We start from the raw sequence: 15,017 nt of genomic DNA on the forward strand, positions 1-15,017 counted from the left end.
CCCGTCGACGGGGGTGAAGGCGGAGAGGATGCCGCCGTCGATGGAGATATCGGCGGCGAGCGCGATTGCATCATTGAGGCCGGAGATCGTATAGCCCGTTATTTCATCTTCCAGATCGAATTGCTGAAAGCTCAGGCTGGTCGCCCCGAGAAGATCCTCAATTGTCAGGCCTTTCTCCAGCGATCCGGGGACAAATTTTGTGAAACTGGCATTGCCGCTGCTTGAGGAGGTATCGTAATCCCAGGGGGAGGCCGCATTTGAGTTAAAAAACTCAATTTCATTAATCACATCTTCCGGCAACAACTGCGGACCGTTTTCTCCCAGCCTCAAGACGACATTTTTGTCGGACTCCCCGACAGCGAAATAGTCATTCAGGAGGATAATCTGTCCATCTGATGCTGTGATGATAAGATCGGCGGCGCTTTTTACATAGGTGAGCGTTGCCTGAGGATCGAAAGGGAATTGAATAATTGAATCCGGCGGGACATTGATAGCGTCCTGATCCGTTACCGTGACATAATTAATAAACAAACTCTGATACCGCCTATAAAACAGTGACAACGTCTTAATCGGCGAAAACATTCGGCAGCTTGAAACTTTATTGTATTTCTATTTATTATTTCCCTGTCTTTTGAACATTCTCGTCAGATTAAATAACCGCAAATTTATTTGTTCTATTTTGCCGCCTGTTGTCGAATTGGCGATGTCCATACTCACCTGGGGCATGCCAACCCAGAAGGAATGTTAGTTCAACTGAATACAAGCGTAACTAGCAGAAGATGCCAATTTTGCGGCAATATACGCCAAAGAAATAACCTATAAGGTTGTTTTTCAAGAGGTCTTGCTGTTGGCGAGGTTCAGGATTTTCCGCGGACGGAGAGGACGGTCTGACCGGTCCAGCTCTGGAAGGCGCGTCTGAACGAGTTGGCGTCTTCATAGCCGAGGGCAAAGGCGATTTCAGACGTGCTAATGGAGGAATTGCAAAGATAGTCGCGTGCCATTTCTTCGCGTAGATAATTCAGCTCATCCTGAAAACAGGTTCCTTCATCCTTAAGGCGCCGCTGCAACGTCCGGGTGCTGACTGCAAGATGTCTCGCAACGTCCTCCATCGTGTGTTGCCCGGAGGCAATGGCCTTTGCCAGATGGGCGCGGACTTTATCTCCGAAGCGGGAATTGCTGTTCTGACCGGATAAATGCTTGCTGAGTTCCGGTTCAAAGGCGTGCCAGACACTGTCATTCGCCGTCAGGAACGACTTTTGGGCATCTTCCGCATAGAAGGAGATGCCGTTGAAGTCGGCTTTCTCAATTTTGACGCCCCAATAGTCTTCATATTTCCAGTCTTGTGGAATGGGAACGGATAGATAGACGGCTTTCGGACTGATCTCTTCGCGCGTTGCTATTCTGGCAAACTGAACTAGGAAAACCATCTCCAGCGCCACAAGGGAGGAGGGCAGTGGCGGGTGGTTCGGTAACCCTTGTACGACAACGCGGGTCTTCTTATGGTTTCTGGTAACCGACAAGGACCAAGGGGTCAGGTCAGGAGTGTAGCGTGCCAGCCGTTCCAAAGCAACATTCAGGTTTGGGCTGCAAAGGCTGGCATACATGGATGGATTCAACGCTTCTGTTGTTAAGGCCTTGCCAAGGAGCAGCGGAAAGTCCGGCTCGCCATGCAGAAATACCATAGCTTCCCAGAAACGGTAGTATTCGTCTAATGAAAGGGAAGGTCTTTGAGTGTTGATCAGCTCCGGAGAAAGCTCCGCTTGCGCCAGCACATCCTGAATGGATAAACCAAGATCGTTCAGCAGTATCTGCCAACCACTAACGATGGAAAACTTTGGCTGAGCCATTCTTTGCTCCGGTTACGGATCTCGAATTGTGTCAATGTATTCCTATTTAAATACAGTATAGATGAATTTTCAGTAAATATAATTAAATAATTGATATTATTCACATGAGGGTTTTCGAGAGTATTTTCGTGAGTATTTATTCGCACACAAAAAAGATAAATGTTCGATATCAAGCATTTAAATAAATAAAGATATTTTCTTATGATGACAGAGGTTTTGGTTCCTCTAAGGGCTTGGAATTCTTATGTATTTCTGCAGTCGTCCTCTTCCTGTCGCGGGCCAGCAAGCTGTATGCCGTCGGCACCACGAACAGGGTCAGCACCGTCCCGAAGGACATGCCGCCGACGATCACCCAGCCGATTTCCTGCCGGCTTTCGGCTCCTGCACCCGACGCGAGGGCGAGGGGGATAGCCCCGGACACCATGGCGCCGGTTGTCATCAGGATCGGCCGGAGACGAAGGGCGGCCGCCTCGACCACCGCGTCATGAATGGATTTACCCTCGTCCTGAAGCTGGTTGGCGAACTGCACAATCAGGATGCCATGCTTGCTTATCAGCCCGATGAGCGTTACCAGCCCGACCTGGCTGTAAATATTCAGCGTCCCGCCACTTAAATTGAGGGCTAGCAGTGCACCGGTCATGGAAAGCGGCACGGTGAACATGATGATCAGCGGATCGACAAAGCTTTCGAACTGGGCCGCGAGCACGAGGAAGATGAAACCCAGCGCCAGCAGGAACACGAACAGAAGGCTTGTCCCCGCTGCCTTGAACTCGCGGGACTCTCCGGCGAAATCGTAGCGTGCCGTCGGGGGAAGAACCTGTCTTGCTGTTGCCTCCAATGCATCCAGACCCTCTCCGAGAGAGTAGCCGGGCGCGATGTTGCCGGTGATCGTCGCCGCGCGGAACTGGTTGAAGCGGTTCAGGTCCTTCGGGGCCACTGTTTCACGTACGGAAACAAGGTTGGAAAGCTGTATCGGCGTGCCGTCACGCCCACGGACATAAATGTCATTCAGGTCGCTTGCCGTCCGCCGGTCATCGGGCGCCATCTGGACGATAACGTCATATTGCTCGCCATTCTGGTTGAAGCGGGTTACCTGTCGCCCGCCGAGCAATGTTTCAAGGGTTCGCCCGACATTTAGGACACCGGCGCCCGTATCCGCGACGCGTTCGCGGTCGACCTCGACATCAAGCTGCGGTTTGTTGAGCCGGAGGTCGCTATCGAGATTCATGAGACCCGGATATTTCTCCGCTTCTTCCAGAAACGCCTGAACATAATCATCCAGGGTTTCGTATGACTCTGATGTCTGGATAACGAATTCAATCGGCTTGCTGCGGGCGCTCTGGCCGAAGGATCCGGGGTTATTGGCGAAAGCGCGGACCCCCGTAATCTTGCTGAGTTCGGGTTGTAGGCCGCGAACGATTTCCATCTGTGTCCGTTCCCGCTCTTCCCATGGTGTCAGCTGGGAAAAGGAGATTAGCTCCGTCACCGCGCGGGAGCCGACGATCGCGAAATAATGCTGAACTTCCGGTATCTCGTCGAGAAGGGATTCAAACTCTTCGGCATAACGCGCCGTGAAATTTACCGTTGATCCTTCAGGGGCATTTCCCGCAGTAAAGAGCACGCCCCGGTCTTCAATCGGCGCCAGCTCTGATTTGAGGCCCGTCAGCAGGAAGTAGCTCCACCCGGCAACAAGGAGGGCGACGATGACTACAACAGGCCGTATCCGAAGCGTTGTGACCAGAACCTTCTTGTAGCCATTGTTCAGGGCCAGCAAGCCGTTTTCCAGGAAATTATAGAGCCGCCCGTGTTTCTCATGGGTTTTCAAAAGACGGGAGCACATCATCGGACTGAGTGTCAGGGCGACAAAGCCGGATACCAGCACTGCCCCGGCCAGAGTCAGCGCGAATTCGGTGAACAGTGTGCCCGTGCGTCCGGGCGCAAAGGCGACCGGCACATATACGGCGGCCAACGTCAGCGTCATGGCCACAACGGCGCTCGAAATCTCCTTGATGCCGACAATAGAGGCCTTGATCGGCGCCATGCCTTCCTCCACATGACGGTGGATATTTTCAAGCACGACAATGGCATCATCGACCACCAGACCAATTGCCAGCACCATCGCCAGCAGCGTCAGGGTGTTGATGGAAAAGCCCAGCATTTGCATGAGGGCGAAAGCGCCGATCAGCGAGACAGGGATCGTTACCAGCGGGATGATCGTCGCCCGGAATGTGCGCAGAAAGAAGAAAATCACGATGACCACGAGGGCGACGGCCTCTGAAATGGTCGCATAGACTGCCTTGATCGACCGGTCGATGAAGGTTGACTTGTCATAGGCAATGGTCACGCTCATTCCGTCTGGAAGATCATTTGTCAGCGTCGGCAGGACTTCCTGCATCGCTTTGGACACGTCCAGTGGATTGGCGGTTGCCTGCTTGACGATACCCAGAATTACGGCATTGTCCCCCTTGAACCGGGTAACGCGGCGCTCATCCTGCGGTCCGACCTCAACACGCGCAACGTCCTTGATCCGTATCAGAAGGCCGTCAATATCCCGGATCACGATTTTCTCAAACTGCTCCGGGGTTACCAACCCGGTGCGTGACAGCACCGTGAATTCCCGGTCAAGGCTTTCAATGCGCCCTGCGGGAACCTCGACATTCTGCTGGCGCAGGGCTTCCTCGACGTCCTGCGCGGTCAGTTTGTAGGCGGCAAGCCGTGCCCGGTCGAGCCAGATGCGCATGGCATAGCGCCGCTCGCCGAAGATACGGACTTCGGCGACACCCGGGATATTCTGCAGCCGGTCGCGGACATACCGATCCGCGTAATCGGAAATTTCGATCGGGGAGTTCCGGTCACTGGTAAAAGCAAGGTAAATAATCGACTGCGCATCCGCCTCGACCTTGGCGATGACGGGCTCCAACACCTCTGCCGGCAGCCGTCCACGGACACGCGAGACACGGTCGCGCACATCACTTGCCGAGACATCCGGATCCACACCGAGGCGGAAGCGCACGGTTATGCGGCTTTCCTCCGGCAGGCTGCTCGAACTGATGATCTCGATCCCCTCGATGCCGGCAATGGATCCTTCCAGCACCTGGGTTACCTGTGTTTCGATAATTTGCGCGCTGGCACCGGGATAGTCCGTGCGAACGGAGACGATCGGCTCATCGATATTCGGATATTCCCGGACCGTCAGCTGCATATATGACACAAGACCGATCAATATGACGATCAGGCTCATGACCGTTGCAAACACCGGTCGCCGAATAAAGAATTCGAAAATGTTCATGTTAGCTGTCCGCGCCGAGCTTGATGATTTCGACGCGGGTACCGTTATTCACCTGCTGATGACCCGCGGTGACAACAACCGCCTCACCATCCAGGCCCTTCGTCACTTCGGCCAAGCCAGAAAGACGCTGCCCCAGCTCGATCTCCGTCAGAACCGTGCGGTTATCGACGACCGTGTAAACATAATGTTTGCGGTCACGGGCAAATATGGCGGATTCAGGGACAATTACCGAATTGTCGCGGCGGTTGACGATAATCTGAACACGGGCGAACAATCCCGGAAACAAAATATGGTCCGGGTTCGGGATGCGGGCGCGGAGCCTGACCGCGCGACCGTTCTCATCAACGATTGGATCGATGACATAGATTTCCCCGTCAAATGTCTTGCCGGGGCGGGCGTCGACCGTGACCCGGATGGCCTGTCCGGGGCGCAGGTTTGACAGCGCTAGTTCCGGCACCCGGAAATCAACTTTTATCGGATCTATATCGACAAGCTGGACAAGATGGTCGCCCGGCGTCACATAAGCGCCGATGCTGACGGAGCGCAGGCCGACAACGCCGGAAAACGGGGCCGTAATCGTTGCTTTCTCAAGACGTGCCCGCGCCAGCGCGAGATTTGCCTCGGCGGCCTGATTGGCGGCGACGGCCTCATCGCGGGCGCGCAAGGTCCCGGTGCCCTGATTGGCGAGTTTGTTGGCCCGCTCCAGATTGGTTTTTGCAAGCGTCAGGTCGGAATTGACCTTTGTCAGTTCCGCCCGCAGGATGCTGTCATCCAGCTCCACAAGTGCATCCCCCGCCGCGACATTCTCGCTCTCATCAAAGCGGATTTTCTCAACCCGTCCCGCGATTTCCGATGAGATGATGACGGCTTCGTTGGGTTGCAGGGTGCCGACGGCCCGGATATCTTCGACGACAGGTCCGATGGTGACTTTCTCAGCTTCAACGGTAACGACTTTTTCCGTGGTCGCGCTGGCCGCATTGGCGGCGGGGGCCGCACTCATGCCCTGCTCCGTGAGGTAATAGTAACCGCCGCCGACAGCGGCTGCGGCAATCACCAACACTGCCCAGAATGTTTTGTTATTCATTCAATTATGTCCCGGTTTCCGGTTCTCGCAAATTGGAACCAGACCAAAGTATTTTATGTTTTCTGCGGGCAACCGTCAAATTCAATTGTTGGTGCCGTTGGGACTGCGGATAGCCGCAATTGCTGATTGTGCAGCTTATCGCTACAAAAATCGTTTTGGGCTTAAGGCGGAGATAGTATTTGGCTGCAATGCGCTCGATCTTCCAAGGCAAAGCGCTGCGCTAAGCGAGGCGAGGGCGGGGGCCGTTTGCATACCATAGCCTCCTTGCCCTGCCAGCCAGAAAAACCGGTCTGCTTCGCCATCGAAACCGACAACCGGTGTGCGATCGGCAACAAAACTGCGAAGCCCCGCCCAGCTTTTCTCGACGCGGGTCACAGGGACTGTCACCGCCTTCTCGAAGCGATCCAGCCCTTCGGCCATTACCATATCGTCGGGCCAGGCGTCATGGGGTTCAACCGGATCCTCGTCCGCCGGAGAGACAAACAGCTTTCCCGCCTCCGGCTTGGCGTACCATTGTTCCGACGCCGTGACAAAGAGGGGCCAGTTTGTAATGTCGTGATCGGGCGGGGACGGGAGCAGGATGGCACTCCGGCGCATCGGTGACAGGCCGACTTTTCGAACGCCTGCCATGTCGGCAACAACATCGGCCCAGGCGCCCGCGGCATTGATCAGGACGGGAGCCTGAAAGTCACCGGCGGGGGTTTCGACATTCCAGTTACCATCGGAAAAAGTAATTTTTCTGGCCGGTGCATTCGTGATTATCCTGCCTTTACGCTTGCGCAAAAGCCGGGCATATCCCTGCAGCATCCGGTCGACATCGATATCCTGAGCGTTCCGCTCAATCGCGGCGGCGGCAATCTTGTCCCGGCGCAGAATGGGGACGAGTTGCACGGCCTCGTCCGGACTTACTCTTTCCATTCCTTCGGCGCCTTCAAGATAGCTTTCCAGCGCCTCCAACTCATCTTCCGCCGCGAACATCAATTCACCGCGCGGCGATAGCAGGGAGTTTTCTGAAATCCCTTCGGGTTCTTTCAGCACGGGTTCCGCCACGGCATTAAGCGCGCGCAAGGTGGCGTTCCCGTAATTGCGGATGAAGATCGCGGCGGACCGGCCGGAGGAGTGGTATCCGATGGTGGCCTCTGTTTCCAGAACGGTCACACTGGCGTCTGCAGAAAGCTCGGCAGCAGCGCTTGTTCCGGCGATGCCGCCGCCTATAACAAGAATGTCGCTTGTTGTCGTCATTGGCCCTGAAATCCGGAAAGGAAGCTCGTCAGGTTCTCGCCGAGTTCATCGGAAAGATACCCTCCTTCTTGTACCAGAAGTGTGGGAAGTTCCAATGTCGAAATTGCACTCCCCAGCCTCGCAAAGCCGGGTGTCGTGATTGACAGCCCCTGAAGCGGATCATTTTCGTATGAATCGAGGCCTAATGCAATCACGATGCAGTCGGCGCCAAAGGCCTGAATCCGTTTGAACGCCTTTTCGAGGGTCTTCAGATATTCATCATCACCTGTTCCGCGCGGGAGGGGAAGGTTCAGGTTATAACCGCGCCCGGCGTCGTCGCCTCGCTCCTGCGCGCCGCCCCAGAAAAAGGGGTAGAACCTGTCCGGATCGGCGTGAATGGAAACCGTCAGCACATCGCCCCTGTCATAGAAAATGCCCTGTGTCCCGTTTCCGTGATGAACATCCACATCCAGGATTGCCGGCTTTTTCCCGGCCTTGAGAAGATGCTCCGCGGCGATGGCGGAGTTGTTCAGGAAGCAGAACCCGCCCGCATAATCGCTGAAGGCGTGATGGCCGGGCGGGCGGCAGAGCGCATAGGCTGACTTCTCCCCCGACAGCAGGAAATCTGCTCCCGTCAGGGCCGATTGCGCGGACCAGTAGGCGGCCTCCCAGGTGCCGGATGCGATGGGGCAAGCGGTGTCAGCCTGATGATATCCGGCCTGACCGACGGCAGATTTTGGGTAATTGGCGCGCCGTCTGTCCGGGTGAACATTGGGAATAACCTCTTCCGAAGCGCCGTCAATCCGTCGCCAGCGTTCATATATATTGCGGAGAAACTGGAGATATTCAGCCGTATGAATGGCGGCGATGGGCCCTGCGCCATGGTCCTCTGGCGTTTGCACCTTGCATCCGGCGGCGATGGCGCCTTCTTTCAGGACATCGATCCGCCGGGGCTGCTCGGGATTGGGATGCGCAACGCCGCTGGACATGAAATTTTTAGGGTCATGGGCCCGTTGCCGGTCGTCAAGAATTGCTTTCATGATTTCCCTCAGTCAGTTTGACTATAGATACGTATATGATTGTCAGGCGGCGTTCGAATGAACGGGCAGGTCGGCTTCCGCCGCAAAGGCGTCGAGGGCCGAGACCAGGAGTTCCATAATCTCACCGACATCTTCCGCCGTTGCAATCATCGGTGGGCAGACGAGAAAATGATCGCCGTTATGACCGCCCCGGGTGCGCCGTGAATAAATGATCAACCCGTTGTCATAGGCAATGTCCACCAGCCTTTGAAATGCATTCAGCTCTTTCGGTAGCGGCGCCATGCTCTGGCGATCTGATACCAGTTCGAACGCTAGTAGCAGGCCCATGCCGCGCACATCACCAATAAACGGGTAGCGTGTCATGAGTGTTTCGAGTTCGGACTTGAGCAAGTCGCCGACTTTTGTGGCGTTACCGATCATCCCCTGTATCTCGATTTCCTCTATCACCGCGAGCCCGGCGGCGCAGGCAAGCGGGTTTCCTGCATAGGTGTATCCGTGCTGAAATCCGCCGGCCGCCAGAACCGGCTCGACAATCGCATCATGCGCAATCATCGCGCCGAGCGGCGCATATCCAGCGGCGAATCCCTTGGAAATAACGAGGATATCGGGCTCTACATCCCAATGCTCCGCCGCGAAAAAGCGTCCCGTTCGACCGCCGCCTGTCATCACCTCGTCATGGATTAGCAAAATCCCGTAGCGGTCGCAGATTTCCCGGATACGCTGCATATATCCGGCGGGCGGGACCAGTGCCCCGGTAGACGCGCCGCCGACCGGCTCAACAATAAAAGCGAGAACAGTTTCCGGCCCTTCCTGCAGAATGCGTTCTTCAAGCATATCGGCATAATGGCGGCCGGTTTCCTCCTGCGTCATGTCCAGCCCGTCGAGATAGGCGCGTGGCGCCGGAATTTTCGGCATCTGGTGCATCATCGGATCGAACGGCGCGGTCATCGGTGCATAGCCCGTAAGGGCCAGTGCGCCAAGGGTGCTGCCATGATAGCTCGGATACCGTGAAATGATCTTGTATCGCTGGCTTTCGCCGATGGCGAGGACATATTGGCGGGCCAGTTTGACGGCGCTTTCCACGGCTTCGGAACCGCCGGAGACAAAAAAGACTTTTTCCAGTCCGTCCGGGGCGAGGGCCGCTGCTTTCGCCGCCAGCCGCTCGGAAGGTTCTGTCTCGAAATGAAGGCGATAGCCGAAGGTCGATTTTTCCATCTGTCGGCGCATGGCTTCCAGGACATGTGGGTTCGAATGACCGATATTACAGACCATCGCGCCGGAAGACCCATCAAGATAGCGCTTGCCATCCACGTCCCACATATAAATTCCCCGCGCCTGCGCCAGAGCGGGGCGGCGCAGCCGGGTCTGATAGAACAGGTTGCTTTTGGGTCGTTCGGTCATGTTGTCTCTCCGGGAAGGACAACGCAATCCTCGGGTCGAACACGGATGGAGACGGTTTCGCCGACGGAAAAAGGAGAGCTTTCAATCATGTTGATGGCCTGCAATTGCATGCTTCCCACACGCAGGAAATAGCGTGCGGCCTGCCCCTGATAATCAACGGTTTCGACGGTTCCTTCAATTGCAAAGCGATCGTCCGCGGTAGCAGCCTGAGGGCGCAGGTTGAGTTTTTCTGCACGGATCACGAGCTTGACTTGCTCAGCTTTATGAACGTCCCGGCTCCGGTTCTTGGGCAGGGTAATTGTGCCCATTTCGGGAACATCCAGTGTGACGCTACTTTCCGAAACCTCCGTGCAGCGGGCGCTCAGAATATTGGACGTGCCCAGAAAGCGGGCAATGAATTCGCTAGCTGGATTGTTGTAGACTTCCTCCGGCGGGCCCACCTGTTCAACCCGGCCGTCGGACATGACGATCACAAGATCGGACATGGCAAGGGCTTCGGATTGGTCGTGGGTCACGAATACCGTGGTGATCCCGGTCTGTCGTTGAATGCGCTTAAGTTCGATCCGCATATCCTCACGCAGGTTTGCGTCGAGCGCGGAGAGCGGTTCGTCCAGCAACAGAACATCGGGCTCGATGATGATCGCGCGGGCGAGGGCAATCCGCTGCTGCTGTCCGCCGGACAATTGCGCGGGGTATCGGTCGCCGACATCAGGTAATTGAACAAGCTCTAGCGCGTCTTTCACGCGCTTTTTGATCTCCTCCTTTGAAACGTCCCGATACTTAAGGCCGAAGGCGACATTCTGAGCAATCGTCTTGTGGGGAAAGAGCGCATAGTTCTGGAACACGATCCCGAGATTACGCTTGTGAATGGGGAGGTCATTCACCCGCTCGCCGCCGATGGTAATGTCCCCTTCGGTCGGGTCAAGAAGCCCGGCAATCATGCGAAGAGTCGTCGTCTTGCCGCAGCCGGACGGTCCGAGAAGCGTGATAAAACTCCCTTCCGGTATCTCCAGCGACATGGGGTGAACGGCCGTAAAGGCCCCGAAGCGCTTGACGATATTTGTTAGGCTGACGACACTCACGAACAATCTCCTTGACTGAGAATGAAGGGCTCCCTGCCCACTGGGACGGGCAGGGAGCAGCTGGGCTTAGTAGCCTTTCTGGATACGGCCGAACTGTTTTGACCAGTCCTGTTCATGGTCGTTCCAGTAGGTCGGATCGGCAAAGGTGAGGCCGTCCAGCGTGCCGGTCGGATCAAAGGCCGGCAATTTTGGAATTTTCTCACCCAGCTCGACCTTTTTCGGATCGAGGGCCGGGGGATAATTCTGGCCTTCCGCCACCGCTATGGAAGTTTCCGGCGCCAGCATGAAGTTCAGAAGTTCCTCGCAGGCCTCCATGGGGGAACCCTTGATCACAAACAGGCATTCCTGCCAGCCGAACCCGTTGGGCGGATCCATATAGCCGATGTCATGCCCCTGTTCCTGAAGGGCGTAGACCCGTCCGGACCAGGCTTCCGTCGCGTAGATTTCCTCTTCCGCGAGCAGGCTCATCAGTTCCGCGCCGGAACTCCAGTATTTGAGCAGCAGGTCGCGGTTCGTGCGAATGGCATCCCAGACTGCGTCCATATCCGTTGCGTTGTTCGGATCCTGCCCGGTCTGCAGGGAGCCGTACCAGATCCGTGTCCGCCAGTCGCCCCAGGCGCCGAGCTTGCCTTTCAGCTTTTCGTCGATCAGCAGCTTCGCCCCCTTTTCCTTGGCTTCATCGTCCGAGATATGCTTGCGGTTATAGGCAATCCCGGTCGTGCCATAATCGTAGGGAACACAGGACAGCGTTCCGTCCGTCACCTTGCGGAACACATTCGTCAGCTTCGGAATGACAAACTCAAGGTTCGGGATATTTTTCTCGTTCAATTCGCTGGTCAGGCCGAGATTGTTGTAACGGGCATAGTCGAAGACCCCGGACAGATGGGCAATGTTGTATTCGCCCGGCTGGCTTGCCTTGATACGGGAAATATACTCATCGCCGCTGCCGAAAGTTCCGTCAACGACCTTGATCCCGGTCTTCTTGGTGTAGGGATCAAACGCATATTTGCGGAAGGCCTCGGAAACAACACCGCCCCAGCCGTCGAAGCGGACTTGCTCCGTTGCCGCCAGGGCATGTCTTGCATACGGCGCGGCCACGCCATAGGCGAGACCTGCCGCACCGATCAGGCCGAGGAAAGAGCGTCTGCTCAAATCTCCGTTATTGTAGCGTTCCAGTAATCTTTCATAGCGTTTCGAATTATCCATTTGATACCTCCTGGGTTGTAAAATTTCTTAAGACCGTGGGTTATCCACCACTTTTCGTTGACATTTTCCGGACAATCGCAATTCCGATCAGCGGAAGTCCGACGGTCAGGAAAATCATGACGGTGCCGAGTGCATTTATCTCCGGCGAGATCGAGTTGCGCAGCATGGCAAAAATCTGTGTCGGAACGGTTTCGACACCGCCCGGCTTCCAGAAAAGGGTGCCGGTGATGTCGTCAAAGCTGATGGTGAAGGCGAACAGCATGCCGGCAAAGACGGCCGGTGCCAGCAGCGGCAAGGTGATCTGGAAGAAGGTCTGCCGCGGACTCGCACCCAGACTCATGGCCGCCTCCTCCACGTCGCGGCGAATGTTCACCAGCCGGGCCTGAACAACGAGAACGACAAATGGCAATGTGAAAATCACATGCCCCATCAGCAGCAGGAAAAAGCTCTTGTTGATGGACAGTGCGTTCAGGAAAAGGAGCAGGGCAACCGCCAGAACAACCTCGGGCACCAGGATCGGCGCGATCAATAGGGTAGAGATCATATTCTGTCCCGGCACCTTGTAGCGGATGAGTGCCAGGCTGGCGAGAACGCCGAGGGTCGTGGAGATGATGGCAGTCAGAGCGCCTAGGAGAAGTGATGTCTCGAAGGCGCGCAGGATCGCGTCATTGTTCGCCAGCCTGATGAACCAGCGGAACGAGAAGCCGGTAATGGGGAAGCCCCCGAATTGGTTGGCATTGAAGCTCAGCAGGATGACAACGCCGATCGGCAGGAACATGAACAGATAGACCAGGAATGTCCAGAATCGAAGCAGTATCCAGCTCATTTGCCCAATCCTTTCATTAGCTGCCCCATGCCGAGGAAATGGTTATAGACAATCACCAGCGCGCCAAGTACGACTAGGAGCATGAGGGAGAGGGCCGAGCCAAGAGGCCAGTCGAGCTGGGTGATAATGGCCTCGAAGACAAGGTTCGCGAACATCGCATCGGAGGGACCGCCGAGAATAATCGGCGTGATATAGGTTCCTGCGGCGAGGACAAAACAGAGCAGTCCGCCGGCGGCGAGGCCCGCGATTGAAAGCGGCAAAGTTACCTCGAGAAAACTCTGCCATCCCGTTGCCCCGAGGGACCGGGCGGCATCTTCCAGCGTTGTATCAATGCCTTCTAGACTGACATAGATGTTCAGGATCATGAAGGGGAGCAGAAAATGCACAAGCCCGAGGACGATCGTCACCTGATTGTAGAGCATCTGGATCGGCTCATCTGTAATCCCGAGCGTTATCAGCAGCGTGTTCAAGGCGCCGGAAACGCCCAGAATATTGATCCATGACATGGTGCGGATGATATAGCTGATCCAGAATGGCAGCATGAGCAGGAGCAACAGCAAGGCCTTGTGGCCCTTGGATCTCGCAATAAAGTAGGCGGCCGGATAGCCGAGAATGGCGCAAACGATAGTGGTGATCGCCGCAATCTTAAGCGTGTAGAGAAGGATATCCCGGTAAAAGGGATCGGTCAGCGCTTCCTGCCAGTTGTCGAGATAGAAGCCGACCTGGTCCGCGCCGGTCGAGGTGCGCAGCCAGAATGAATAAACGATGATGAAGAGGAGCGGGATAATGAGCAGCAGCGTGATCGCTGTCAGCGAGGGCGCCAGCAATTTCCATGGTTGCCGTGCTTCGCGCGTCTCGATTGTCATCAGGTCTCCCCATACCCTCAATAAATCTTCTGGATTAAAGCGTTACATAGTGGTTAGTATTGATCAAATAGATAATGGCAATGTTCAGTATTGATGAAATTTATATACTATGGAAAAGACGGACCCGATCGAACGCCTCGCCCGTGAACTGGACTGGAACCTGCTCCGGACCTTCATCGTTATTGCAAAATCTAAAAGTCTGACAGAAGCGGCCGAGGTTCTGCGCCTGAAGCAGCCGACCCTGTCGAGTGCGCTAAAGCGGCTGGAAAGCAGGGTCGGCAAACGCTTGATTGACCGTTCGCCCGGAAACTTCCGCCTGACAGCGGCGGGAAAGCTGCTGGAGCGGGAGGCCATTGAAATCCATGGAGCCATCCTGAGGCTTGGCACCCTGATGCGGGATGTGACGGATGAGGTGAGGGGACATGTCCGGATCGCCATGGCCAGCCATGTTGTGAGTCCGTTGTTCAATGACACCCTCACTGAATTTCATGCGACACATCCTCACGCAACCTTGTCCATCGATGTGACCGCAAGCCGCTATGCCATCGAGAATCTGACTGCCCGTCACGCGTCGCTGGCCGTGTGCCTGGTTCACGACCGCAGCCCGAAGCTCCGCTACCGGCGTATGTTTCAGGAATATTTCGGGTTCTTCTGCGGCCCCTCGCATCCGCTGTTCGGCAAGAAAAACCTGACCATTGCTGATCTCGCGGGGCATTCGTCGGTCAGTTTCGTCACCGACCAGATGGATGATGCCCTGCGGCCCGTAACCCTGATGCGGGCGGAGGCGCATCTGAGCGACCGTGTCGTCGGAACATCCGCCCATCTGGAGGAAGTACGGCGGATGATTATCGCCGGTCTCGGGATTGGTCCTTTGCCCATTCACGTGGTGCGCCGGGATATTAAGGACGGCCAGCTATGGCAGTTGCCGCCCTACGAGGATGTACGGAAGATCGATGTCTATGTGGTCTGGAATCCCAAGGTGCAGCTGAACCGTGCCGAGCAGGCCTTTCTGGAGGCCCTCCTTGCGCGGATTGAGCGGACCGATATCAGTGAGCGCACCTACCGTTAAATTCCCAGGCGAGCAGAAAAAGGTTGCAAAAAAGGCCGGCAGACACTTCTGGTCAACCGGCCTTTTTCACAGGTGGTGCCTGCCGT

12 protein-coding genes are annotated in these 15,017 nt (G+C 55.9%); 1 reads left to right on the forward strand and 11 read right to left on the reverse strand.

Annotated features, from left to right (window positions below):
- The 11 genes from AAC599_RS03725 to AAC599_RS03775 all read right to left on the reverse strand — a co-directional run.
- Window positions 1-531: hypothetical protein (locus AAC599_RS03725; RefSeq protein ID WP_340149061.1), on the reverse strand; the 531-nt coding region annotated here is incomplete at its 3' end.
- A gap of 326 nt (window positions 532-857) precedes the next feature.
- Window positions 858-1,847 carry an AraC family transcriptional regulator ligand-binding domain-containing protein gene (locus AAC599_RS03730; protein ID WP_340149062.1) on the reverse strand — a complete coding sequence of 330 codons (990 nt, stop codon included), beginning with the start codon at window positions 1,845-1,847 and terminating at the stop codon, window positions 858-860.
- A 199-nt stretch (window positions 1,848-2,046) separates the two neighbouring features.
- On the reverse strand, window positions 2,047-5,136 hold the full coding sequence (locus AAC599_RS03735) for an efflux RND transporter permease subunit (protein ID WP_340149063.1): 3,090 nt from the start codon (window positions 5,134-5,136) through the stop codon (window positions 2,047-2,049).
- A gap of 1 nt (window position 5,137) precedes the next feature.
- On the reverse strand, window positions 5,138-6,220 hold the full coding sequence (locus tag AAC599_RS03740) for an efflux RND transporter periplasmic adaptor subunit (RefSeq protein ID WP_340149064.1): 1,083 nt from the start codon (window positions 6,218-6,220) through the stop codon (window positions 5,138-5,140).
- A 141-nt stretch (window positions 6,221-6,361) separates the two neighbouring features.
- A complete protein-coding gene (locus AAC599_RS03745) occupies window positions 6,362-7,462 on the reverse strand; it encodes an FAD-binding oxidoreductase (RefSeq protein WP_340149065.1) in 1,101 nt (366 codons plus the stop codon).
- The gene (locus AAC599_RS03750; protein ID WP_340149066.1) at window positions 7,459-8,481 is read right to left on the reverse strand and encodes a histone deacetylase family protein; all 1,023 of its coding nucleotides are present in this window, start codon (window positions 8,479-8,481) and stop codon (window positions 7,459-7,461) included. Before AAC599_RS03750 ends, AAC599_RS03745 begins: the two co-directional genes overlap by 4 nt.
- 42 nt (window positions 8,482-8,523) lie before the next feature.
- A complete protein-coding gene (locus AAC599_RS03755) occupies window positions 8,524-9,882 on the reverse strand; it encodes an aspartate aminotransferase family protein (RefSeq protein WP_340149067.1) in 1,359 nt (452 codons plus the stop codon).
- The gene (locus AAC599_RS03760) at window positions 9,879-10,964 is read right to left on the reverse strand and encodes an ABC transporter ATP-binding protein (RefSeq protein WP_340149068.1); all 1,086 of its coding nucleotides are present in this window, start codon (window positions 10,962-10,964) and stop codon (window positions 9,879-9,881) included. Before AAC599_RS03760 ends, AAC599_RS03755 begins: the two co-directional genes overlap by 4 nt.
- A 66-nt stretch (window positions 10,965-11,030) precedes the next feature.
- Window positions 11,031-12,170 carry an extracellular solute-binding protein gene (locus AAC599_RS03765; protein ID WP_340149069.1) on the reverse strand — a complete coding sequence of 380 codons (1,140 nt, stop codon included), beginning with the start codon at window positions 12,168-12,170 and terminating at the stop codon, window positions 11,031-11,033.
- Window positions 12,171-12,210: 40 nt separating this feature from the next.
- Window positions 12,211-12,996, reverse strand: coding sequence for an ABC transporter permease (locus AAC599_RS03770; protein ID WP_340149070.1), 786 nt, complete (start codon window positions 12,994-12,996; stop codon window positions 12,211-12,213).
- Complete coding sequence (locus tag AAC599_RS03775) at window positions 12,993-13,862, reverse strand: ABC transporter permease (protein WP_340149071.1); 870 nt, start codon at window positions 13,860-13,862, stop codon at window positions 12,993-12,995. The genes AAC599_RS03770 and AAC599_RS03775 overlap by 4 nt, the downstream gene beginning before the upstream one ends.
- Before the next feature lie 109 nt (window positions 13,863-13,971).
- Between AAC599_RS03775 and AAC599_RS03780 the strand changes: the two genes are divergently transcribed.
- Window positions 13,972-14,931 (forward strand): LysR family transcriptional regulator, encoded by a 960-nt coding sequence (locus tag AAC599_RS03780; RefSeq protein WP_340149072.1) that lies wholly within the window; start codon window positions 13,972-13,974, stop codon window positions 14,929-14,931.
- The last annotated feature ends 86 nt before the right edge of the window (window positions 14,932-15,017 follow it).

The organism is uncultured Sneathiella sp. (assembly GCF_963976355.1).
Classification (GTDB): Bacteria; Pseudomonadota; Alphaproteobacteria; order Sneathiellales; family Sneathiellaceae; genus Sneathiella.

Excerpts from the sequence above, each read along its gene's own strand:
- AAC599_RS03730 (WP_340149062.1), bottom strand. The coding sequence starts at position 1,847 with ATGGCTCAGCCAAAGTTTTCCATCGTTAGTGGTTGGCAGATACTGCTG.
- AAC599_RS03735 (WP_340149063.1), bottom strand. The coding sequence starts at position 5,136 with ATGAACATTTTCGAATTCTTTATTCGGCGACCGGTGTTTGCAACGGTC.
- AAC599_RS03740 (WP_340149064.1), bottom strand. The coding sequence starts at position 6,220 with ATGAATAACAAAACATTCTGGGCAGTGTTGGTGATTGCCGCAGCCGCT.
- AAC599_RS03745 (WP_340149065.1), bottom strand. The coding sequence starts at position 7,462 with ATGACGACAACAAGCGACATTCTTGTTATAGGCGGCGGCATCGCCGGA.
- AAC599_RS03750 (WP_340149066.1), bottom strand. The coding sequence starts at position 8,481 with ATGAAAGCAATTCTTGACGACCGGCAACGGGCCCATGACCCTAAAAAT.
- AAC599_RS03755 (WP_340149067.1), bottom strand. The coding sequence starts at position 9,882 with ATGACCGAACGACCCAAAAGCAACCTGTTCTATCAGACCCGGCTGCGC.
- AAC599_RS03765 (WP_340149069.1), bottom strand. The coding sequence starts at position 12,170 with ATGGATAATTCGAAACGCTATGAAAGATTACTGGAACGCTACAATAAC.
- AAC599_RS03770 (WP_340149070.1), bottom strand. The coding sequence starts at position 12,996 with ATGAGCTGGATACTGCTTCGATTCTGGACATTCCTGGTCTATCTGTTC.
- AAC599_RS03775 (WP_340149071.1), bottom strand. The coding sequence starts at position 13,862 with ATGACAATCGAGACGCGCGAAGCACGGCAACCATGGAAATTGCTGGCG.
- AAC599_RS03780 (WP_340149072.1), top strand. The coding sequence starts at position 13,972 with ATGGAAAAGACGGACCCGATCGAACGCCTCGCCCGTGAACTGGACTGG.